This is a genomic window from Methanobrevibacter sp. TLL-48-HuF1, from assembly GCF_023617305.1.
Taxonomy (GTDB): domain Archaea; phylum Methanobacteriota; class Methanobacteria; order Methanobacteriales; family Methanobacteriaceae; genus Methanocatella; species Methanocatella intestini.
This window is the reverse complement of sequence record NZ_CP081485.1, coordinates 1177196-1200637: the sequence shown is the minus strand read 5'-3', so window position 1 is coordinate 1200637 and position 23442 is coordinate 1177196. Positions and strand designations below refer to the sequence as shown.

The following is a 23442-nucleotide window of genomic DNA, read 5'->3' as shown; positions in this document are numbered from 1 at the left end:
TTACAAATACAACAATTATTAAAAAGTATTATAAAAAAACAAAAGCACATAAACAATTTAAAGTGAAAACAATATTTTTTAAATAAAATGAGAAAAATAATTTAAAACCCAGCAATCAGGTCTTAAAAAGTTATAAATCCCATTTTATTCCAAATGAAACCAATACATGCAAAATTTCATTTGTGATTTAACAAATCAAAAAGGAGATAATTTGTTTTGATTATTTAATATCAAATACTAGGATAAATTAAATTATCCAGAAAAAACTATTCTCCGACTTAAAACACTTTAAAAATGTTTTTACTTTCTCAAATATTATTTAAGAAAGGGAACAAAGAAAAAATAAAAAAACTTTATTCCAAGATATACTATATCACAAGGAGTATATAAAGTATTCCTAAGTTTAGAAAGCAATATTTCAAAATCAAATCAATATTACCAAATATATAATGTATATGAATAATCTCCATAACTACGACTAGCTACACTAACATCTTCACCTACCGCTCCAGAGCTAGCCAATACCTTTCCTCCCAAAACATTGTTTTCCTTAAACTGATAATTCTTAAGACCTAATTTCTCAAATTTCTCACGACATAACTTAGAAACTTCCCTTACAGAGTGTTTTGAATTATGATTTTCATCTAAAATATTGGAAATATCTTCTATGAAAACTCTGTCTGTAGAATTGATTTTAGCACTTAATAACTCCATTGTGTCTTGAGCCGATTTAAAGTCATGTGAAGTGCTAGAATAATTAGGATTAGAAGTAGAAACAATTGAATTAACCATCAAAATAGCTATAAGTAAAATTACAATAGTTAAAAATGCATCAATAATGTAAAAATATCCTTTTTCATCTTTCATGATATAAGGATTATAATAAAAAATAGATAAAATTTAAAGAAGTGTGAAAAAGTTAATTTTCACGGATGTGTTTTACCACTTTTTCTTTTTTAAGTATGGATTCATCACATGCCTTTTGAACTTTTTCCTTCATGATTTCAAAGTCTTCAGGTGTTGTATCTCCAACGAACTTTTTAACTTTAGTATAAGCAGCTTCCCTAAATAATGGAACCAGTTTTTCAACATTTCCATCTTCTTTAATTAAGTTTGGTTCACCAGAATTATCAACCTTACCAATTTCACGAATAGGAACATCATATTTAGCTACTGCTTTTTTAATATCTCCAACAATTTCAGGAGGTGCAATCAACATTAATGAATCAGTTGAAACACCTAACGGATCTATATTTAATGTTTCAAGCATGTTTAATACTTTTGGAGCTACGCAGTCACGAATTTCTTTTTCATAGAACTCTAAACCTACTCCTGTTGTATTGGATATTTCATGTGCATCTCCACGTAATCCCCCATTTGTTACGTCAGTCATTGCATGGATATCTTTAATTAAATCAGCTTCAAAAAGTGCATGAGATGCCTGTACAAAGTTTACATTTAATGTATCCCATATTACATCAAAAAACCCATTATATAATGCAGTTGTTGTAATAGTTCCTCCACCAGAACCTTCTGTAAGTAAAATCACATCACCTTCAGTTGCTCCTTTTCTTGCAGTTGGAGGATAATCTGATACCCCGACACTTCCTACAGCAGAAACAAATCTATCGCCTAAAACCATGTCTCCACCTACACGTAATGTACTTCCTGCCACTATCGGAACATCAACAAGTTCAGATACTGCTGCTACACCTGCAGTAAAATCAAATATCTTACCAACATCCCCATCATCTGCCAGATGAACATCACTTAAAATAGCTACAGGATCTGCTCCCATTACACAAACATCTCTTAAAGTAGCTCTTGTAACATGGAATCCTCCTAAAAACGGATAGTCACTTAAACGAGAATGTATTCCATCAACTGCAGTTGTTACATAAACTTCATCATTTTTAACTGGTGCTTTAACTACTCCCCCATCATCCTGTTCAGAAGGGTTTACCAATGAAGCTGTATCTGTACTGGAAACTATTTCTGCAATTTTTCTGTGAACAAAGAAATCTCCAGCTCCGCGAGAACCTACACCCATTTTTCCCATAGCCACATCTGCTTTTGGAATATCTACAATTTCTTTTAAAAAATCATCATCAAGAGAATTTAATTCCAAAGTAGTTTTTACTTCATCAATAACAGCTTCAGCCATTTTACATGAGTTTTCTTCAGACAAATCTTTGTATTCTCTAATTCTACTTGCTAAAAGAGCAGTTAAATCTTCATATGAGTAATCATCAATTCTTTTTCTTACAAAACCTTCAATATCCATAAATATAATCTCCAATCATAATTCTAAATTAACAAAATTCTTTAATATCTTTAAACCTGCAACTCCACTTTTTTCCGGGTGAAACTGTGTTGAAAATAAATTATTTCTACTTAATGCTGCAACAACATCAATTCCATAATTACAGGTGCCTGCAATTATTTCATCATTATCCGGAACAACATGAAAAGAATGAACAAAATAAAAGTACTCTTTATCAACACCTTCCAAAATTGGGCATTCTTTAACAACATTTAATTTGTTCCAGCCCATATGAGGTATTTTAAGCCCTTCTGGAAGATATTGTGCCTGACCTTCAAATAATTTTAAACCCTCAACATTCGGACTTTCTTCACTTGAGTCCATAAGAACCTGCTGACCTAAACAAATTCCCAAAAATGCCTTATCACTGTCTACATGTTCATGAATTACTTTTTTAAATTCTTCAAGATTTTCCATTGCACTGCCAAAAGCTCCAACTCCCGGAAGAACCAGATAATCACTGTCAGCTATTTTCTCAATGCTGCTGGTAATTTCAACATCACATCCAATTTTTTTAAAGCCATTGGAAATGCTTTTTAAATTTCCGCTTTTATAATCAATAATCGTTATCATAATTCTACTTCCAGTCAATAGCTGACCTAATCATTCCTCCAAAGTCAGAAAAAACAATTTTATCAGTTCCTAAAGTTTTTGAGTGAGCATCAAGTTCTGCAACTACATTATCATAACCTAAATCTCTTAATGGTTCAACTAAACGAGGCCCATCAGTTACAGCTATTGATTCACATTCAATTTCTTCAACAGGAAATGCATGAGGAACACCGCATACAACATACAAATCAACAGGGTTTTTCTTTAAGTAGTCTGCAGCAGCTTTTCCAGTTACCGGATACTCATCTAATCCACCAGTAATATAATCAATATCTGCTTTTAACTCCTGTTTAATATTAACTGCATGATTTCTAATTCTTGAAAGGCCGATATTTTCATCTAAATTAGCTATAATTATTGGTTTATTTTCCGGATTAACTTCACGATAATCAAAGTTTAAAATATCTGCAAATAAATAGGAAGTTTCTTTTTTAGCATTTAATACAAATGCGACTTTTTTACCATCGCTTAATGCTTTTATGATTTTTTTAGCCACATCTTCCTTATTATCTCCAAAATTAGGTTGAATGTATTTTCCCTGAGCCATTCCTCTGGTTTTTTCTATTTCAGTGGCTTTTTTAAGCATTTCAATTTGACGGTCCGCCTCTTCACGCGGAATTATCCCGTACTCGACAGCAGAATCTAAAACCATAATTGCTCCTTCGGTATTATCTCCTTCACCAAATCCTCCGTGAGATTCAACAGGAATAACTGTACAATCTAAATCAGCATTAGCAATTGCTTCTTTTAAGTCTTCACCAATAATCATACTGGCACATGTACCTACAACACCTATAAACTCCGGTTTAAACATATCATAAGCTTCTTTTAATGTATTCTCTAGTTTTTCACTAGCTCCTAAAATAAAGTCATTTTCGGCCATTGCTGTAGTTAAAACACGTACACCATCACTTTCTAAAAGTCTGCCAGTTCTAAAACAACAACCATGAGGTCCATGCATTATAATAACATCAACATTCATGTCTCTTAAAGTATAAAGAGATGCAGCTATGGGACTTGGTCTTGGATGCATTTTTTCACCTATTCACTAAATTTTTTATATATAATATTAAATTTTCTTAATTTATAAAATTAAGTTTTAATAGTATAAAGAATATATATCTAATGTATATAAAATATGTTAAATAAATTAAGGAGATAAAATGAATAAAAATATAGCGATTATTCTTTCAATAGCCGCCATACTTATTACATTAACCTGTGTTGGGGCAACTGTAATTAATAGTGATGGCGATATGAAGCAAAATACATTTGATGGAATAAAAATAAATGTTCCTCACGATGCTAAATTTATACAAATACCTGACGGATTTAAAGAAAATACATATGGAATAACAATTCACACCTTTAAAGATAACCAATCAATGGTTAATTTCTTAAATAGTTTACAAAATGCAAAAATCGTGTCTTTACCGGATCAACCACCACAATCTGTTGCATTTACTCAAGGTGATACTACAAACATCTTAGTAACTAATGGAAAAGAAGGAATCTGTGTTGGTGCTCCTGATCAAAATTTAGTGCTTAAAATGGCAAACAGTGTAATTTTCAGTAATGGACATCCATCTGAAAGAAACCACGGAGTTATGGGAGTAGGTCAAAAACATCTTGATAAAGATAAAGATTTCAACCTTATGGTAGGAATCCTTGCATTAGTCGACAATACTGAAATTAACATTGATAATTACAATACTGCAATCATAACCACTGTTGATCAAACTAATATAGATATAGATGAAGGAAATATAGATATGGATGAAAATAATACGGATATGGACTCAAATATTAGTGACATAACCGAAGTTGTAAATGTTAGCGATTCATCATCAGACAACCCAACAGAATCTGGAGATATGGTAAATGCAGAATTAGGCGCTGATAATTCAGTTGATTCAATGTTCACAAGCAGCCCTAATTCTCAACCAAGTTCTGAAAGTGATGATTCAAGTTCTTCCTCCGATGAAGAACCATTATCCAAATCAGAATGTAAAGAAATGGTTATCTCATACCTCTCCGACAGCAATTATGATATAGACCATATAGAACATAAGGGAGACATTTATATATTCTATATTACAGATGACAATGGTGAAGATATTGGTACAATAACTGTTGATAGTATAACTAAAGAACTTGACGACACTGGTCTGTCAATTAAATAAAAAGGAAAAATTTAGATAAATTAATTCCTTTTTTCTTATTTTTTTATAGATGATATCATGGACTTAGATTCAGAATTAGTAGAAGAAAAAATTAGAAAATATCGTGTTTTTAAAAGTTGTTCCCAATCAACCCTCATGGGGCTTTGTGAAGTAGCTAATCATCCAATGAGTCAAGCCAGATTATGCGCATTAGCTAGTGGATTTTCAGGTGGAATTGGAGGTACTTTTGATGAAGGAACCTGTGGTGCTTTAACTGGAGCATTAATAGCATTGGGATTTTTAGAAGATGACGAAATTAAAATAAAAATGGATGCTAAAAAATTATATGATGCTTTTAAAAAAGAATATGGTTCAGTTCAATGCGGTATAATTTCAAAAAATGGAGAAGACAAATCCCCATGTGTTGACTGCTGTGTTTATGCAGCTAACGAAGCAATAAAATTATTAAAAGAATAAAATCTTATTTTTACTTTTTTCATAAATACTTTTCAAATCCTCTTAGAAAAAGAAAATACTATTTATTAAACTAAACTAAGACTATGAAAAGCACAGAGTTTAATGAAAAAGTTCTTGATGTTTATGGTCAATTGCCTCTTGATTGGCTTACACCTGAAGACATATGGTGGAATACTTTAAGAAAAATTTTAAATGAATTAGATGAACCAGAAAGTGTTAAAAAAGAGATTTATGCTCAAATTCAAAAAGATATTACATGAAGAGGCAATTAACCTCTTGTAACAATACTTATAACATCTTTATCTTGCAATTCATAATCAGCAGCAATTCTCATGTTTTTACGTGCATCTACTGCATGCATAAAGTTATCCCCAATATCTGAATGAACAAGATAAGCTAATTCTTTAGGAACCGCACCTTTAGGCACTAAAATTCCATCAGGCAAAACATTTCCTTTTTGATCTGTGTATTTATGTTCATCCTGAACTGGATAAACCACAATCATATTAAGTAAACCAAATATAGCTTCATTTAATGCTGTTTGAATACCTGTTCCACCATATTTTTCTAAAATATTAGTTCTAATATATTCTAAAGCTTTAAGCTGATTATCTGACAATTTATCTTTTTCTAAAATTTCAAAGTCAGAATCTCCCGGAGTATATCTAATTAAACCAGATTCAGCTGCTTTAACTAAAGCTATTTCAGATTCTGCAGATGCAGGTATAACATAAGGATATTTTTCCTGCATTCTTTTAATGTTTTCCTCAGCAGTTGGTAAATCAGCTTTATTAGCTACAATAATCATTGGTTTGGCTATATGCAATATATTACGGATAAGTTCCATGAAATCTTCTTTTTCCCATTTGGTATAATCAGGATTAACTTTTCTTTTAGCTTCAATAATATCTTCCAAAGTTATTCCAGTACCTGACAATTGGTCAAAAATTACTTTAGCTATGTCTAATTTTTCAGCTTCAATTTTACGTACAAGTCTAACCCAATTTCTGTTAAGAATTCCATACATCCACATTACAATTTCATCTTCCAGAAATTCAATATCCTCTAAAGGATCATGAGAACCGGCTTCTACGCTTTGTCCTTCAGCATCAGTAGAACCGGAAGCATCAATAACATGTATTAAAACTTTAGCTTGCATCAAATCATCTAAAAATTGATTACCTAAACCCTTACCTTCATGAGCTCCAGGAACAAGACCTGCAACATCTATTAATTCAACAGGCAACAATCTTTTTCCATCAATACAAATGGAATTTCTAGGATTACAAGTAACATTCAATTCTTTACAAGGACATTCACTAATAACATGAGCAACTGCTTTATTAGCATCAATAGTAGTAAATGGATAATTAGCCATTTCTACACTTGAAGAAGTTGCAGAGTTAAAGAATGAAGATTTTCCAACATTTGGTTTTCCAGTAACTGCAATTTGAAGCATAATATCACAATAAAAAATAAATAATTAATTATATATTTAAGATTTAAATTATATAAATCTAATACAAAAAACATAAGTGAAAAAACATGGATGGCAATAAACCTTCTGCTCTAAAAGTTCGTCAAGGATTACAGGAATTCATGACACAATCAAGAGAAATGAGCTTTGGAACAGAATTTAACAAAGAATTCTTTGATGTTGTTAATGTTGATATTGAATTAAACAACTTAGACCTTGCATTTAACAATTATAAAATTATTAATTTAACAGACATACATATTGGCCAATGGTTAAATCCCGAGTATTTAGAGGGAGTTGTTGAGTATGTAAATACCTTAAAACCAGATATGATAACATTGACCGGAGATTATGTTTCATATATTTTAGAAGGCTATGAAGAGGATTTGAAAAAATCTTTTAAAAAATTAAAAGCAAAAGACGGGAAATTAGCTGTTTTAGGCAATCATGACCATTGGCTTGGAGCCAGTGAAATAAGAAACATCTTAAAAAAAGCCGATGTTAAAGATTTAAGCAATGATGTATACACACTTAAAAAATCTGAAAAAAACGACAATCACGAAAAACTGCTCAATATTGCAGGAGTGGACAGTTATACTGTCGGTGCTGATAATCTGGATAGTGTTTTAAAGAAATTACCTAACCAAGGAGCAGCTATTTTACTTGCTCATGAACCAGACTTTGCTAAAATATCTTCTGAAAGCGGAAGATTCGGACTTCAAATATCCGGACACTCACATGGCGGACAGTTTATTATTCCTAGAACCAATATAGCTCCATTTAGAGGTCCTAAATCAACCAGATATCCTGTTGGAAAATATAAAGTTAAAAATATGATTCAATATACGAGCAGAGGTCTTGGAACAAATACATTTTGGATGAGAATAAACTGCAAACCTGAAATAACATTATTCCATTTAAAAAGTAATGAAAAACAAAAAATAGAAATTATCTAGATTCCTATGGAAAATACAAACCAGTCAAATGTTAATAAAGCTAAAATAATTCTAACTTCAATTACAATTGGAATAGCTAATATATTAATAGTTTTAGCTATGCCTATGCTTAGTGATGATTTTGTTTTGGGCCGTTGGACAAATGCAATAATTATAATCTTTTTATTAACAATTGCAAACACAATATTATGGCCTATTTTTACCAGAATACTGATGAGGTTTTTTATTATAACATTTGGAATAGGTGCACTTCTTCTAAATGGACTTATGTTTTATGGAGTTGCATATTATCTTCCAGAAGTTAATATAGGAATAGGCGGAGCTTTAATCGCAACATTATTCATAAACATAGCTACAACACTTATATTTAATATAGCTAATATTGACTTTTACAATAGACATATCATCAAAAAACTTTCTAAAAAAGTTAATACTGACAAAAAAGCTGCTAGAAAATATTCCGGAGTAATAATGATTGAAATTGACGGATTAGCTAAAGAAATTTTAGATGAAGCTATTGGCAAAGGATATATGCCTACACTTAAAAGATGGATTGAAAATAAAACACATACTCTAAAAGAATGGGAAACTGACTTATCAAGTCAAACAGGAGCAAGTCAGGCGGGAATTTTACATGGAAATAATAAAGACATTATAGCTTACAGATGGGTTGAAAAAGAAAATAATAATAAAATCATAGTTTCATCTAATTTCTCCCACGCTCCATTAATTGAAAATAAAATATCTGATGGAAATGGATTATTAAGTGATAATGGAGCCAGTAGAGCAAATATGTTCAGCGGAGATAGTGATGATTTCATATTTACATCATCTAAAATCATAGAACTGGATAAACTATTTAATAAAACATGGTACTCTGTATTTACCACCTCAAATAGCTTTCAGCGAATATTTGTATTATTTTTATGGGACATTCTTAAGGAATTAAAATCCCAGATAATTCACAAAATCAAGAACATACGTCCCAGAATGAAAAGAGGGATAATATATGCAACATTAAGAGCCGGAGGAAATGTATTTTTAAGAGAAGTTGTAACAGAAACTTTGGCTGGAGATATTCTTAATGGAGAAATAAATTCAGCTTATGCAACTTATGTAGGTTATGATGAAGTAGCCCACCATTCCGGAATACGTGATAATGATGTTTGGAGTGTTTTAAAAGAGATTGATTTAGAGATCAACCGTTTGGAAAATGCTGAAAGTATTTCTAAAAGACATTATGATTTTGTAATTCTTTCAGACCACGGACAGGGAAACGGAGCTACATTTAAACAAAGATACGGAATAACTTTAGGAAACTTTGTAAGGAGATTTTTACCTGAAGATATGAAATCCTTAAAAATAGATGAAGAATTAGACCACTTTAAAAATTCATATATTCCCAGAAATGAATCAATTGAAAATATAAAAGAAAAAATGGATACTATAAAAAATTATGACATATTTAATGAATATGAAGCATTACAAAACTTTAAAGAAAAAAGTATGGATCTTTTAAAAATCGATGAATTATGCAAAACAGAAGAAATTCAAAAACTTAGAAAAAAATATAACGACAGCTTTGATTATATTAGAGGATATGAAGCTTCACAACACACTACTAAAAAAGCATCCGACTCTGAATTGATTGTTTTAGGATCTGGAAACTTAGGTCTGATTTACTTAACACAATGGAAAAATAGATTAACTTATGAGGAAATAATATCATTATTCCCCGATTTAATTCCAGGACTTGTAAAACATCCCGGAATCGGATTTATACTTGTTAATTCAATAGCTAACGGAGGAATGGTTATTGGAGAAAATGGTATTTATTATTTGGAAAGTGATGGAATAATCGGAGAAAATCCACTAGCTAATTTCGGAAAAAATGCTTCGAAACATCTTAAAAGACATAATGCCTTTAAAAATATGCCAGATATTCTTGTAAATAGTTTTTATGACCCTGAAAGTGGAGATATCTGTGCATTTGAAGAACTGATAGGCAGCCATGGCGGACTTGGTGGAACTCAAACCAAACCCTTTATATTATACCCTTCTGATTGGGATTGCCCTGAAGAGCTTGTTGGAGCCAAATCAATATATGACTTCTTAAAAAATGGAATGGAAAAACTGAAAGAGGAATAAAATGGAAAATAAAATTTATATAATTGGAATCGGTCCAGGATCAAGTGAATATTTAACTAAAAAAGCTATAGACACCGTAAAAAGTAGCGATTACACTGTTGGAAGTACAAGAGCAATAGATTTATTTGATGATGTCAACAATAAACTTGCATTTAATGTGAAAGATTTACTAGATAAACTTGAAAAAGGAGTGGATTTGGCTATTGAAGGTAATACTGTATCAATATTATCCACTGGAGATCCGGGATTTTCAGGTGTTTTAAATACTGTTTTAAGAATAGCCAATGATAAAAATTTCCCGAAAGAAAAAATAGAAGTAATTCCAGGAATCAGCTCTCTTCAGTTAGCTGCTGCCCGTAACCACATTCAGTGGGATAATGCAAATGTTATGACTTTTCATGGCAGAGAAAACATTGAAGACATTTTAAAAGTTATAAACAACGGTAAAACAACAATAGCGCTTCCTTCTAAAAAAGTTAGAGACATGGCACAATTTCTATTAGATAACGGAGTAAATGAAAACCGCCAGGTAGTTGTCTGTGAACGTTTAAGTTACGATGATGAAAAAATTGTTCAATCTACATTAAAAGATATTGCAAGTAGTGAATTTACTTACATGTGTATTATGATAATCTATTAGGAATATTTACCTTTAAAATTCATTTTAAAAAGCATTTATCATTTGATTTTAAAATTAAAACTTTTATAATTAGTTAATCATAGTTTAAGTGTTAATTTTTTAAAAAAAGTTAACAGCTGGTAGATACTATGATTAGAAAAATAAACCTGATAAGTTTCATTTTCCTATTTATTTTTTTGATAGGCACTGTTTCTGCCACAACAATTGAAAATGAAACTCAAACAATAAATAGCAAATTAGAAAACACTAATGAACACCAATTTCAAGGAACAAATAATATAGAACCTCAAAATGAAATACTTTCCACACCCAAGGCTAAAACATTAACTGTAATTAATTCACCACCAGTTGAAATGCATTATAAAGATGGGAGTAAACTTATAGCAACATTAACCGACAATAATAACGATATGCACCACCCAATAAGTAATGCTAAAGTTATAATTAATATTAATGGAGCTAATTATACCAAAATTACCAATTCAAATGGTCAGGTTATGTTATCCCTAAATTTAGAATCCGGAGAGTATATGGCAAAAGTGATATTTGAAGGTTGTGATTTTTATCACCCATCAACTTCAACTTCCAAAATAACAATTAAACCTACAATAAATGGTGACGACCTTGTTAAATACCATAAAAATGATACACAGTACTATGTTGGATTTACTGACAATAAAGGAACACCACTAACCAACACTGAAATAACATTTAACATAAATGGAGTATTTTATAAAAAAACTACAAATACTGAAGGAATAGCTAAATTAAACATAAATTTAGACCCCGGAAAATATATTATAACTTCATATAATCCAAAAACTAATGAACAATGCTCCAATAAAGTAACAGTATTGGCAACAATTAGCTGTAACTACGATTTAGCTAAATACTACAAAAATAAAAAAGCATACTCTGTTTACTTACATAATTTAGACGGCAGCTATGCCAGATATTCAAATGTGACTTTTAATATAAACGGAGTATTCTATACTAAAACCTCAGATAATACAGGTTATGCATCATTAAACATTAATTTAAATCCCGGCCATTACATAATAACAGCAATGTACAGGAATTGTTTTGTTTCAAACAGCATACTTGTTAAACCTACAATTCAAACCAGTGATTTAGAAATGAATTTCAAAGATGGAAGTGCTTTTAAAACATTTGTAACAACCAACGAAGGAAAACCTGTAGGATCTGGAGAAAATGTTACATTTAATATAAATGGAGTGTTCTATACTAAAACTACAAATTTAAACAGTATTGCATCTCTAAATATTAACTTAAACCCTGGAAAATACATAATAACCACTTATTATAAGAATGTTCAAATTGGAAATAAAATAATTGTTCACCCTGAAAATTCAACAAAGATATCTAAAAACTTAAACAGAGATTTTACTTATGAAATAGCTATTCCCAATTATGTAAATGTAACCCTTCCTAAAGTAGAAGCTGAAAATAATTATACAGTTAAAGCTGGAGAAAAAGGAATTGTAAAATTACCAAAAAAACAAATTTTTGAAGTCAGTAACGGATTAAAAAATTACACACTTTCAAACTATAAAACAGACAATAAAACAAGTGTTTTAATTAATGACAAATATGTTTTCATACCGTTTGATGAAATTAAAATTAAAACAGGTAAAACAACTAGAATTCAAAAAGATAGTGGTCTTTTAATTTATTCCAGTGAAAATTACACACATATTCGTTATTATAATACTGCTGATAGAGACATCAGTCAATTTGGAGTTACAATAGATAAAGAGGGAAAAATGGCTGAGAGAATTAGTTACATTGAAAATGGTGAAATAAGAGCAAGTCTCCTATTTAACACTACTGGATTTGACGAATATGGAATCAGATATAATTTAGCACTAGCTAATGGTTTAAATCCCGAAACTGAATTAAATACTAATTATATAAAACTTACAAATAACCAAATAAGTCCAATAAAGTTCACCTCAACCAATGAAACCGTGACATTAAATACAGCTAGAGAAAAAATCGTTGGATACATAACTGATGAAAAAATCAGCACCATATTTAAAACTAACAATAATCTAGTTGAAAAAACAGAAAATATAACTTACGGAACTCATCCAAAGTATAATACAAACAATAACTTTGAAATACTTCAGTCATATGCTATTATTAACTCTAAAATTACCCAAACAGATGTAGAAAACTTAGCTTTTGGACTTGATTATTTAACAAGCTATAAATTGAAACATATCCAGGGAATGTTTTTAGCTGGTCTGAATTCTGCTTATTTAAGCGATTTGTATGCAGATAAATATGCTAAAAATTTATCTCTTAACTGGCAGAGAACAAAAACAGCAGTTGTTTTAGGCGGAATTGATAATGACAAACTTTATCTTCACATGGCTAATCCAAATATGGGAATGTCTGCAACTGGAAAAAATACAAGTAAAATAACTGAATTTAACTTTATGACCTCATTATTTTTATCAAAAATAGAACAGCATGTAATGAATCCAATTGGAATTATTTATAACAATAACATAACTAGCTCTTTTGATGATGTGATAAATGCTCTTTTAAAGTCAGAAGTCAGTCTTGTTAATCGCGGAGATTCAATATATGTATTTTGTGAAAATGGGAGCAAATCTGTACTTATCATAAACACAACAACAGGAATTTGCAAGACTGTTTTGGTTGATGATGGTTTTGCATATAAAGGAGCTACTCAAAAAACAGAAAAAGGAGAATGTACAATATGCATAATTCCTAAATTACTTGAAGAAAGTTTAGCTAAACAGTTGAAAAATATCCGGGAAACTATAGATAATGGAATATTCCAGATAAATAAAAATATTGATAATTTCATGAAAAATATCCATCCGGCAACCATAATTGGATACAATATCGGCGCTTTATCTCTAAAAATTCTTGGAGGAGCTGTTTCAGGAATTTCAACAATTGTATTATTCCCAGCTACCTTTGCTGTAGCATTTCAAGCAGTAGCTAATAAAATCAGAGTCACTTTTGCTGATGAAAAAGACACACATTACTGGTACAGTCATTTTACACCAAGCAGACCAGGTTATTTCCAGGATACCAAATTGTTTTTAATTCCTAAAGGAACCCCTGAAGTAGATTATGTTGAAGTACATATCAACCCAGATAATTCCTTAAACCGCAGCCAAGCGAAATATATAAGCAATGGAAATGTGAGAAAATTAACTAAAGAAGAGACCTACCAGTATTTTGATGAAGAATATTGGGATCCTCTCAACACTCCTAGAAAATTAGGAAAATATTAAATGGTGATGCTATGGGAGATAATTGGAAAAAAATAAAAGAAAACTTTCAAAAGGAACCGACAATATCAAAAGTGCTTTATGTTTTAACAGTTATTGTGTTAATTTTGATTATTCTGGTAGAACTTTGTGGATTACAACTCCCAATAGATATTGGAACTCTAAATATGATCTTTTGGGTGTTAATAGCTATATTTCTCTTAGTAGAAATAGTATATAAATTGAAAAAATAAAAAAATTTAAGTTAAAATATTAATTTTAACTTTTTATTTCTTTTTTTAAAGCTGAATAGCTTCCTGTTTAACTTCTGTATTATCCTGATCTTCGTATAAAATTTTAGCTAAATTCAATAACTTTTCCTGACCTTTAATTTCATCTTTAAATAAAGGAACTTGAGCTATAATTTGTTCTGGGAATTTTTGATCAATTAAAGCTAAACGTTTTTGCTGCAATCTGTGTCTGGAGTGGCAGAAATCACAATCTGTAATATCCGGCATTACCTGATTTACAATTACACTATCTACAGTGATGTTATAATTTTCTAAAGCACCTAATGCTCTTTCAGATTCATAGATAGACATTTCTTCAGGAATTACAACCATTTTAAATGTGGTTCTGTCAGGATCAGATAAAACTTTTTTAGCTTCATCAATTTGCTCTTTAGTTCTTTTTAGCTCTTCAGTAGTTTGAGGATTATCAGCAGCATCCATAAATGGAATGAGATTTTTTAAAGAATTAGCTGCAGAACCTAATTTTGCTTTAATCATCATCATTTTACCTACCCATGAGTCCATTACATCAGGGAATGACAATAATCTTAAGGTATGTCCTGTTGGTGCAGTATCAAATACTACAACATCATATTCATTTGAAGTCATGACAGATAAAAATACTTCAAAAGCAGCAGCTTCATCAGCACCAGGAGAAGAGGATGCAATATCCATTTGGTCAGATAAGAAGTCTAAACCCATTAAACTTTCTGAAGTGGAATTAGCTTTTTGAGCATCAAGAACTGCTTGTTTTTGAGCCATAGCTTCATCAGGATCTATTTCAACTGCAAATAAATTTGTTTTAATTTCTCTAGGATAATGGCCAATCGGCACTTCCAAAGAGTCAGATAAAGAATGTGCAGGATCAGTTGATACAATTAATGTTTTTTTACCTTGTTCTGCAAGCCATAATGCTGTTGCTGAAGAAATTGAAGTTTTTCCAACTCCTCCTTTTCCTCCAATAAACATAAAAGTTGTTTCATCTTTGTTAAATTTAAAATAATCTTTAAATGCCAAGAAAATTACCTCCATATTAAAAATTTAATTTTAGTAACTAAAAGTAATTTTATAATTTTTTCATATATAAAAGTTTACTATCTAATATATAAGTTAAAAAAATCATAATAATTATCATTAAAATTTTTCCAAGGAGTGTAAAGCATGAACGAGCTTCCAAAATTAGATACTAAAACAACAAAAGAAAGCATAATCAAATTCATTCAAGACAAAGTATCTGAAGCTAATGCAAAAGGACTTGTTGTTGGATTAAGTGGTGGAATAGATTCAACATTAACTGCATACTTAGCTACAGAAGCTGTTGGTAAAGAAAATGTATTTGGAATTGTTATGCCATCTACAACCACCCCAACAGAAGATAAAATTCATGGAACAGACATTGCTAAAATATTAGGTATTGATTATAAGGAAATGGCTATTGACAGTATTTTAAACGAATTTTTATCTGTTACACAATATAAAACAGAAAACGAACAGTTAGCTATTGGAAACCTTAAAGCCAGAATCAGAATGTCTATCATATATTATTATGCAAATTCAAAAGGTTACCTTGTAAGCGGAACCGGAAATAAAAGTGAAATACTAATTGGATACTTTACAAAACACGGAGACGGAGCCTGTGATATTGAACCAATTGGAGATTTATACAAAACTGATGTATTTGAATTAGCTAAATATATAGGAGTTCCTGAAGAAATAATCAATAAACCTCCCCGCGCAGGTTTATGGAACAATCAGACTGATGAAGATGAAATAGGAATGACCTATGAAAACTTAGATAAAATTCTTTACCAGTACAAAGATAAAGAAACTTCAAAAGAAGAAATAGCTAAAAACTTAGATATTTCAATTGATGAAATTGATATGATTATAAATAAAGTAAAAAGGAACGCACATAAAAGCAAAGTTCCTGAAAGCCCTGAAAAGACTGTAATGGTGATTTAGTGACAGAAAATATAGAAAAAAAATGGCAGAAAAAATGGGAAGATGACAAACTTTTTGAATCTGACCCTAACGATAAAGAAAAATTATTCCTTACTGTAGCATTTCCATATCCTAGTGGTGCTATGCATATTGGACATGGGCGTACATACACTGTTCCTGACGTTTATGCAAGATTTAAAAGAATGGAAGGCTACAACGTATTATTCCCGATGGCATGGCACGTAACCGGAGCTCCCGTTATTGGAATAGCTGAAAGGGTTAGAAGAAAAGATCCATGGACCTTGGATTTATATGAAAATGTTCACAAAGTTCCTAAAGAGGAACTTCCTAATTTAGCAGACCCGGAATACATTGTAAGATATTTCAGTAGCGAATACAATGAAGTAATGCACGATATGGGATATTCCATTGACTGGAGAAGAGAATTCAGAACCATTGATCCGACTTACAAAAAATTTGTAGAATGGCAAATCGGCAAATTAAAAGATAAAGGATTAATTATAAAAGGAGAACATCCAGTAAAATACTGTCCAAGAGATAAAAACCCTGTTGGAGATCATGATTTACTTGAAGGGGAAGGAGTAGGAGTTAATGAATTAACATTACTTAAATTTAAAATGGATGATAAAATCCTTGTTACAGCTACTTTAAGACCAGAAACTATTATCGGAGCTACCAACATTTGGTTAAATCCTGATATTGAATATATTGAGGTCAATGCTGAAGGCGAACACTGGATTATTACAAAAGAAGCTCACCACAATTTAAAACATCAAATTAAAGATTTGGACATTATTCAGGAAATAGACCCTAATGACTTAATTGGAGGATTTGTTGAAAATCCCTTTACCGGCGACAAATTACCAATATTCCCTGCTAGCTTCGTAAGTGGTTCATATGGTAGTGGAGTAGTATTTTCAGAACCTGCAGATGCACCGGCAGACTACATTGCTCTTCAGGACTTAAAAAACAATAAAGAATTAATAGCCAAATATCATTTAGAAGACATTATTGATGATGTAAATCCGATTAACGTATGTAGTGTAAAAGGATACGGAGAAATTCCTGCTGCAGAAATAATTGAAAAATTAGGCATTAAAGATCAAAATGACCCTAAACTTCATGATGCTACTAATGAATTATACAAAGTAGAGCACAGAAAAGGTATTATCAGCGAACATATTCCGGAATATGGTGGTAAAAAAGTATCAGTAGCTAGAGAAGAATTTAAAGCTGATATGATAGCTAAAAACATGGCTACCATCATGTATGACTTTGCAGAAAGGCCAGTTATCTGCAGATGTGGTGAAGACTGTGTTGTTAAAATAATGGACAATCAATGGTTCCTTAAATATTCAGATGAAGAATGGACTGCAAAAACCCATGAAGTTCTTAATGGTGAAACCATCATTCCTAAAGAAGTTAAAAACAACTTTGAATATTATATTGACTGGTTAGATGACTGGGCATGTTCCAGGAATGTCGGACTTGGAACCAGACTTCCTTGGGACAAACAATGGTTAATAGAACCTCTTACAGACTCAACTATCTATATGTCCTATTATACAATAGCTAAATATTTAAGAAACATGAATGCTGATGATTTAAACCCTGCATTCTTTGATAAAGTTCTTTTAGATATTGACAGCGATGATGTAAAAGTTGACAGTGAAACTGTAGCTGAAATCCAGGATGAATTCAATTACTGGTATCCTCTTGACTGGAGATTATCTGCAAAAGATTTAGTTGGAAACCACTTAAGCTTTTTAATGTTCCACCACAGTGCAATTTATCCTAAAGAAAAATGGCCTAGAGGAACTGTAGTCTTCGGTATGGGTCTTTTAGAGGGAAATAAAATGTCTTCCTCAAAAGGAAATGTTATTTTATTAAAAGATGCTATTGAACAGTACAGTGCAGATGTTGTAAGGCTTTTCCTAATGGCATCAGCTGAACCATGGCAAGACTTTGACTGGAGAGAAAAAGAAGTTCTCGGAACCAAAAGAAGATTGGAATGGTTTAGAGAATTTGCCGCTAAAGTAGAAGAAATTAAAAACTCCCCATTAGATTTAACCAATATCGAAAAAGTCGAATTAACTCGTACCATTGATATTTGGATGTTAAGTCAGTTAAATCAGCACATTAAAGAAGCTACTGAAGCTTTAGAAGGATTCCAAACAAGAAAAGCACTTCAGGAATCTTTATTCTTACTTAAAAAAGATGTTGATCATTACTTATACAGAGTAAAACACCTGCTTGACTCCCAGGACCCTGCTATAATCTATGTGCTTTCAACAGTTCTTGAAGCATGGATCAGATTGCTTGCTCCATTTACTCCACATACCTGTGAAGAATTATGGGCAACATATGGTGGAGAAGGTTACGTAAGTCAGGCCAGCTGGCCGGAAGCTGATGAAAGCCTAGTAAGTCCGCAAATTGAAAAATCTGAAGAATTAGTTCAAAATATCATTAAAGATATTAACCAAATCAAGAAAATGGTTAAAGGAGATGTGGAAAAAATCCATGTTTACCTTGCTCCGGATTGGAAATGGGACTTATATGAAATAGCTGAAGAAATTGGAAAACCGGATATTGGTCAGATTATGGGCAGAGCTATTGGAGCAAATATTTATGATGACAAAAAAGAAATAGCTGCAGTAGCTAAAAAAATAGGTCGTGAAATGACTAAAACCAAATATGTAGGTAAAATTGATGAAAATCAAATCATCAGTGATGCACTAGATTATATTGGTGAAGAAACTGACGATGAAGTCATCATACATACTGATGACAGCTATGATCCAGAAAACAAAGCCAGAAATGCAATGCCTTACAAACCGGCTATTTTTATGGAATAAGGGTTAAAAACCTTATTCATTCACTTATTTTTTAAATACATTAAACAAAATTATATATATATATACTTATATAATAACAATTATGAACTTCCAAAACTATAATAAAATAGTTATTTTATTAATTGTTGTAAGTATCATCACAATGATTTCACATATAGACTGGATGACATTTCCTATTTCACACTTTATAGAGATAATTTTAATGCTTTTAGTAGCTATTTATCTTATTTTGTGCATTAAACACCATGAAAATTCAGGAATAATTCTAAGCCTAATATGTTTCATACTACTTTGTGTACTGCTTTATGAAAACGGACCCTATATGATTCTTCATATAGAACCTTTCAATATACCGCTGACATTTCCACTTTAATTTAATAACTTTTTGATAAATTTAAAATACAATCATCACCAAAACTTCTATTAAATAATAGTGATTATTTTAAAATTTTTAATAGGAGATATGAAAATTGAATAAACAATATAAAATAGCTATATCAGTTTTACTAGTTTTCCTATTTGTGCTAACAATCGCTTCAGCCAGTGCAACAGATATTGACGTTGGAGGCAATGGAAGTGATTACACAACAGTTAGTGAAGCTGTAAGCAATTCCCAAAGCGGAGACAATATTTACATAGAAACTGGAAACTATAATGAAAATAACATTAACATTAACCATGATTTAACCATATCCTCAAAAAACAGTGGAAATGTAACAATCAATGCAAATTACAATAAAGTGTTTACTGTTAACAAAAATGCAAAATTAACATTGATTGGAATAAATTTCATAAATGGAAAAGGAGATGGTGGAAGCATAATCTACAATAACGGACAAACCACTATAAAAAACTCCACATTTTCAAATTGTGAAGTAAACGGCTACGGAGGGGTTGTATTTAATAATCTTGGAACTTTAAATGTAGAAAATTCAGTATTTAAAAATAACATTGCAGAAAGCCAGGGGGGATTCCTGCACAATGAAGCAGGAAAAGTAACAATTACCAATTCCACATTCATCAACAATCAGGCCACACGTGGCGGAGCAATATACAATCACCACGGATTTTTAACAATAGATTCATCAATCTTTCAAAAAAACAGCTGCGGAAAACATGGAGAGTTAGGAGGAGCTATTAAAAACTGGGGACCTGCAACAATTACCAATTCCATATTTGAAGATAACAACGGAGCTAACGAAGGAGGAGCTATTTACAATTTTTATACAACATTAACTGTTGAAAACTGTAAATTTATAAACAACATTGCATATTCCGGAGGAGCTATAATAAATATTCAAAATGAATTAACTCCAGAAATAACAACAATAACATATTCAGTATTTAAAAACAATGACATTAAAAATCAAAACCAAAAAGGAGACATAATCCTAAATTACAACAATATTTTAAACTCAACAGTTAAAGGAATAAATATTGATGCTTCCTACAACTGGTGGGGAACAAATAATGTAACTGGAATGAATTTAAGTAACTGGGCAGTAGCTACAATTACATCCAATCCCTCTACACTTGTTCAAAATTCAAAAGGAAACATAACTGTAAGTTTAAATAATCTCTATAATAACCTTACCAAAACAACAACTTCCAAAAATATGAATATAAACGGAGAAGTTCTTTTTGAAAGTTTAAACTACACTCAAAGCATTGATTTGAAAAATGGAATAGCTAAATTAAGTTTTGATACTAAAAATAGAGACAATATAACTGCAAGTATCGGAAATCAAAAATTCACATTGGATATCTTCAAAATAGAAAGCAACAATCTTGTAAAATATTATAAAAATGACTCCCAATTTGCTGTTAAAACATTAGCCAATACAAAAGTGATATTTGAAATCAATGGAAAAAATTACACTAAAACCAGTGATAAAAACGGAATCGCTTCAATGTCCATTAATCTCAGACCCGGAAATTACACCATGAAAACTTACACCCTTGGGAATGTTATAACCAACAATATTACTGTACTTTCAACAATTAATGGAAAAAATATTGTTAAAATGTATAGAAACGGAACTCAATTCTATGCCACATTCCTAAAAGGAGATGGCAGCCCACTAGCTAATACCAATGTGACATTTAACATTAATGGAGTGTTCTACACTAAACAGACTGATAAAAATGGAATAGCTAAATTAAATATTAACTTAAGACCGAATACATATATTTTAACCTGCATTGACCCATTAACAGGATTGGATATAGGATACAACGTTAATGTTTTACCAACTATAGTAGCTAAAAGTATTGTAAAAACTTATTTAAATGACACGCAATTTCATGCAACCCTTTTAGATGAAAAAGGAAACCCTGTAACCAATACAAACATAACATTCAATATTCACGGAGTATTTTACAAAAAATTAACTAATGAATCTGGAATTGCAACATTAAATATCAGGTTAATCCCTGGAGAATATATTTTAACAGCATATGACCCATTTAACGGATTAGATATGGGATACAATATTACTGTTTTAGAAAAAGATTAATTAAAGAGTTTAAATGCTCTTTAATTTTTTTATAATTTACGGGCAAAGACCAAGTATCCAGTATGGCCAACCATGCGAGTTTTTGGTCTGACTCCCTGAGGTCTAACTTCCAGACCTCTTTCTAATGTTTCCAATATTTCAATATTATAAAAATTAAGTTTTTTAGCTACCCTATAAGCTATTTCTGCCTGATCAATATATGGTGCATAAACTGCTAACCATCCGCCGACTTTCAAAGATTCATAAACTTCTTCAAATATTTCAAAAGGCTTTGGCAAATCTAAAAAGACCAAATCAATATCTTTTTCATCAATGCCTTCCTTAATATCCTTGTTTTTAACTTCAATATTTGTAATTCCAAATGTTTCAATGTTTTTTTGAGCAACTTTGGCAAAATCTTCCCTTATTTCATAAGTATAAACCTTACCTGTGTCTCCAACAACATTTCCAAAGTTAAGTGCAATAGCTCCCGCACCAGTTCCAGAATCAACAACTCTGTCTCCTGAACCTAAACCTGTGTAAGCCAGCACTGTTCCAATATCTTTTTTAACCAAAATGGAACAACGCCTATCCATCAAATCAATGAAATCATTAACAGTAGGTTTAACAATTTTAAATGTGTGGTCTAAATGACTTTTAAGCTCATCACCTACTTCACAATTAGCTATCTGCTCTTTAGTAACAATACCTAAATCACTTTGAAATTCACAGTCTTCTTTAAGAAGATATTTCTTACCACGTTCATCTAAAATCATTTTCAAATCAATCACCTAATTTTCTAACTCAGAAAGTCTTTTTACTCTTTTTAATGAATCCGGATGTGTTGAGAATAATTCCATAATTTTATTGGATGTGGAAACATCAACATTTCTTTGACTGAGTTCTTTTAACTCTTCTTCAGAAATGGATCCATCACCATCAAAATCTATTTGTCTGAAGTCATTTAAATCTCTTTTAGCATTATCTACATCATTAACAAAAAATGCACGAACAGTATTTACATCTTTAATTGTTTCGTCATCACATCTTGCAGCCCCATAAGATAATTTATAAAGAGCTGAAACCAAATCTGCAGGACGATTACCATATTCCACACTAGCTTCATCTGCATAATATTCTCTTGTTCTTGATATAAATAGTACAAGGAGCTGTCCTATAAGATAGAATACATAACCCAATATTCCGATGATAATACCTGCATTATTTTCATTACTGCGTGAAAACATAAATGATAATGCAATATAATAACAAATCATTGGAACTAAGCTTACAATAGCTGTAACAATCATATCATTATGTTTAATATGACCCATTTCATGACCTAAAACTGCTTTCAACTCATTTCTATCAAGCAAACCTAAAATTGGACGAGTAATAGCTATATGTCCGCTTCTTTTAGATCTCCCATACGCAAACGCATTTGGAACATTTATTTCAGAAAGTTCAACCTGCGGTTTTGGAACTCCTGCTTCACGTGCAAGCTCTTCAACCATCTGATGAATATTTGGAGCTTCACTTTCAGATAATGGTCTTACATTCATTGAATGTTTAACTAATGTAGGACCAAACCAGTACTGTGCAGCTACAATACAAAGACTCATAATTAAGTAAAATGATGGTCCGCCAATTCCCAAATAGCTGCCAGCCAATACAACAAGGAAATACACAATAGTAAACAATATAATCATGGTAAGTACCATTCTTGCTTTAAGTTTCCATGTACCTTTCATTTAATATACCTCATAATTTTAT

General features: G+C 31.1%; 19 protein-coding genes. 11 read left to right on the top strand and 8 right to left on the bottom strand.

The features are described from left to right. Positions 1-435: 435 nt before the first annotated feature. The 4 genes from K4897_RS05605 to cfbD are packed head-to-tail and all read right to left on the bottom strand — an operon-like array spanning position 436 to position 3968. The gene (locus K4897_RS05605; RefSeq protein ID WP_250415697.1) at positions 436-867 is read right to left on the bottom strand and encodes a hypothetical protein; all 432 of its coding nucleotides are present in this window, start codon (positions 865-867) and stop codon (positions 436-438) included. A gap of 52 nt (positions 868-919) precedes the next feature. Continuing rightward, complete coding sequence (locus K4897_RS05600) at positions 920-2284, bottom strand: AIR synthase-related protein (RefSeq protein WP_019267971.1); 1365 nt, start codon at positions 2282-2284, stop codon at positions 920-922. Between the two features lie 15 nt (positions 2285-2299). After that, the gene (hisH, locus tag K4897_RS05595) at positions 2300-2896 is read right to left on the bottom strand and encodes an imidazole glycerol phosphate synthase subunit HisH (RefSeq protein ID WP_019265048.1); all 597 of its coding nucleotides are present in this window, start codon (positions 2894-2896) and stop codon (positions 2300-2302) included. A 4-nt stretch (positions 2897-2900) separates the two neighbouring features. Then, a complete protein-coding gene (gene cfbD / locus K4897_RS05590) occupies positions 2901-3968 on the bottom strand; it encodes a Ni-sirohydrochlorin a,c-diamide reductive cyclase catalytic subunit (RefSeq protein WP_250415696.1) in 1068 nt (355 codons plus the stop codon). A 130-nt stretch (positions 3969-4098) separates the two neighbouring features. Here cfbD and K4897_RS05585 point away from each other — a divergent pair, with 130 nt between their 5' ends. The 3 genes from K4897_RS05585 (at position 4099) to K4897_RS05575 (ending at position 5834) form a co-directional block, all read left to right on the top strand. Further along, entirely contained in the window at positions 4099-5118 is a 1020-nt protein-coding gene (locus K4897_RS05585) for a hypothetical protein (protein WP_250415695.1), read from the top strand. A gap of 57 nt (positions 5119-5175) precedes the next feature. Then, the gene (locus K4897_RS05580) at positions 5176-5574 is read left to right on the top strand and encodes a C-GCAxxG-C-C family protein (protein WP_250415694.1); all 399 of its coding nucleotides are present in this window, start codon (positions 5176-5178) and stop codon (positions 5572-5574) included. An 83-nt stretch (positions 5575-5657) separates the two neighbouring features. Further along, positions 5658-5834 (top strand): hypothetical protein, encoded by a 177-nt coding sequence (locus K4897_RS05575; RefSeq protein ID WP_019266787.1) that lies wholly within the window; start codon positions 5658-5660, stop codon positions 5832-5834. 8 nt (positions 5835-5842) lie between these two features. Here K4897_RS05575 and K4897_RS05570 read toward each other — a convergent pair whose 3' ends face one another. Continuing rightward, positions 5843-7033: a redox-regulated ATPase YchF gene (locus K4897_RS05570; RefSeq protein WP_250415693.1), complete on the bottom strand. Its 1191-nt coding sequence runs from the start codon at positions 7031-7033 to the stop codon at positions 5843-5845. An 86-nt stretch (positions 7034-7119) separates the two neighbouring features. Between K4897_RS05570 and K4897_RS05565 the strand changes: the two genes are divergently transcribed. From K4897_RS05565 to K4897_RS05545, 5 genes are all read left to right on the top strand, one after another. Beyond that, positions 7120-8007 (top strand): metallophosphoesterase, encoded by an 888-nt coding sequence (locus K4897_RS05565; protein WP_250415692.1) that lies wholly within the window; start codon positions 7120-7122, stop codon positions 8005-8007. A 6-nt stretch (positions 8008-8013) separates the two neighbouring features. Then, on the top strand, positions 8014-10155 hold the full coding sequence (locus K4897_RS05560; RefSeq protein ID WP_250415691.1) for a phage holin family protein: 2142 nt from the start codon (positions 8014-8016) through the stop codon (positions 10153-10155). Between the two features lies 1 nt (position 10156). Beyond that, entirely contained in the window at positions 10157-10795 is a 639-nt protein-coding gene (locus K4897_RS05555) for a cobalt-precorrin-7 (C(5))-methyltransferase (RefSeq protein WP_019265056.1), read from the top strand. A gap of 128 nt (positions 10796-10923) precedes the next feature. Beyond that, positions 10924-14091, top strand: a complete 3168-nt coding sequence (locus tag K4897_RS05550) for an adhesin (protein WP_250415690.1) — start codon at positions 10924-10926, stop codon at positions 14089-14091. A gap of 11 nt (positions 14092-14102) precedes the next feature. Then, positions 14103-14321, top strand: coding sequence for a hypothetical protein (locus K4897_RS05545; protein WP_250415689.1), 219 nt, complete (start codon positions 14103-14105; stop codon positions 14319-14321). A 45-nt stretch (positions 14322-14366) separates the two neighbouring features. Here the strand turns inward: K4897_RS05545 and K4897_RS05540 are convergent, their stop codons facing one another. Continuing rightward, complete coding sequence (locus K4897_RS05540) at positions 14367-15389, bottom strand: ArsA family ATPase (RefSeq protein WP_019265059.1); 1023 nt, start codon at positions 15387-15389, stop codon at positions 14367-14369. A 129-nt stretch (positions 15390-15518) separates the two neighbouring features. Here K4897_RS05540 and K4897_RS05535 point away from each other — a divergent pair, with 129 nt between their 5' ends. The 3 genes from K4897_RS05535 (at position 15519) to K4897_RS05525 (ending at position 21690) form a co-directional block, all read left to right on the top strand. After that, entirely contained in the window at positions 15519-16319 is an 801-nt protein-coding gene (locus K4897_RS05535) for an NAD+ synthase (protein ID WP_019265060.1), read from the top strand. After that, entirely contained in the window at positions 16319-19174 is a 2856-nt protein-coding gene (leuS, locus tag K4897_RS05530) for a leucine--tRNA ligase (RefSeq protein ID WP_250415688.1), read from the top strand. The genes K4897_RS05535 and leuS overlap by 1 nt, the downstream gene beginning before the upstream one ends. 470 nt (positions 19175-19644) lie before the next feature. Continuing rightward, positions 19645-21690, top strand: coding sequence for a right-handed parallel beta-helix repeat-containing protein (locus K4897_RS05525; RefSeq protein ID WP_019265062.1), 2046 nt, complete (start codon positions 19645-19647; stop codon positions 21688-21690). Between the two features lie 29 nt (positions 21691-21719). Here the strand turns inward: K4897_RS05525 and K4897_RS05520 are convergent, their stop codons facing one another. Continuing rightward, positions 21720-22445, bottom strand: coding sequence for a tRNA (adenine-N1)-methyltransferase (locus tag K4897_RS05520; protein WP_019265063.1), 726 nt, complete (start codon positions 22443-22445; stop codon positions 21720-21722). A 15-nt stretch (positions 22446-22460) separates the two neighbouring features. Next, the gene (locus tag K4897_RS05515) at positions 22461-23420 is read right to left on the bottom strand and encodes a zinc metalloprotease HtpX (protein ID WP_019265064.1); all 960 of its coding nucleotides are present in this window, start codon (positions 23418-23420) and stop codon (positions 22461-22463) included. Positions 23421-23442: the final 22 nt, after the last annotated feature.

Coding starts and splice junctions, on each gene's coding strand:
- K4897_RS05535 (WP_019265060.1), top strand. CDS start 15,519: ATGAACGAGCTTCCAAAATTAGATACTAAAACAACAAAAGAAAGCATA.
- K4897_RS05565 (WP_250415692.1), top strand. CDS start 7,120: ATGGATGGCAATAAACCTTCTGCTCTAAAAGTTCGTCAAGGATTACAG.
- K4897_RS05520 (WP_019265063.1), bottom strand. CDS start 22,445: ATGATTTTAGATGAACGTGGTAAGAAATATCTTCTTAAAGAAGACTGT.
- K4897_RS05580 (WP_250415694.1), top strand. CDS start 5,176: ATGGACTTAGATTCAGAATTAGTAGAAGAAAAAATTAGAAAATATCGT.
- hisH (WP_019265048.1), bottom strand. CDS start 2,896: ATGATAACGATTATTGATTATAAAAGCGGAAATTTAAAAAGCATTTCC.
- K4897_RS05575 (WP_019266787.1), top strand. CDS start 5,658: ATGAAAAGCACAGAGTTTAATGAAAAAGTTCTTGATGTTTATGGTCAA.
- K4897_RS05540 (WP_019265059.1), bottom strand. CDS start 15,389: ATGGAGGTAATTTTCTTGGCATTTAAAGATTATTTTAAATTTAACAAA.
- K4897_RS05560 (WP_250415691.1), top strand. CDS start 8,014: ATGGAAAATACAAACCAGTCAAATGTTAATAAAGCTAAAATAATTCTA.
- K4897_RS05600 (WP_019267971.1), bottom strand. CDS start 2,284: ATGGATATTGAAGGTTTTGTAAGAAAAAGAATTGATGATTACTCATAT.
- K4897_RS05605 (WP_250415697.1), bottom strand. CDS start 867: ATGAAAGATGAAAAAGGATATTTTTACATTATTGATGCATTTTTAACT.
- K4897_RS05555 (WP_019265056.1), top strand. CDS start 10,157: ATGGAAAATAAAATTTATATAATTGGAATCGGTCCAGGATCAAGTGAA.
- K4897_RS05545 (WP_250415689.1), top strand. CDS start 14,103: ATGGGAGATAATTGGAAAAAAATAAAAGAAAACTTTCAAAAGGAACCG.
- K4897_RS05515 (WP_019265064.1), bottom strand. CDS start 23,420: ATGAAAGGTACATGGAAACTTAAAGCAAGAATGGTACTTACCATGATT.
- K4897_RS05585 (WP_250415695.1), top strand. CDS start 4,099: ATGAATAAAAATATAGCGATTATTCTTTCAATAGCCGCCATACTTATT.
- K4897_RS05570 (WP_250415693.1), bottom strand. CDS start 7,033: ATGCTTCAAATTGCAGTTACTGGAAAACCAAATGTTGGAAAATCTTCA.
- K4897_RS05550 (WP_250415690.1), top strand. CDS start 10,924: ATGATTAGAAAAATAAACCTGATAAGTTTCATTTTCCTATTTATTTTT.
- cfbD (WP_250415696.1), bottom strand. CDS start 3,968: ATGCATCCAAGACCAAGTCCCATAGCTGCATCTCTTTATACTTTAAGA.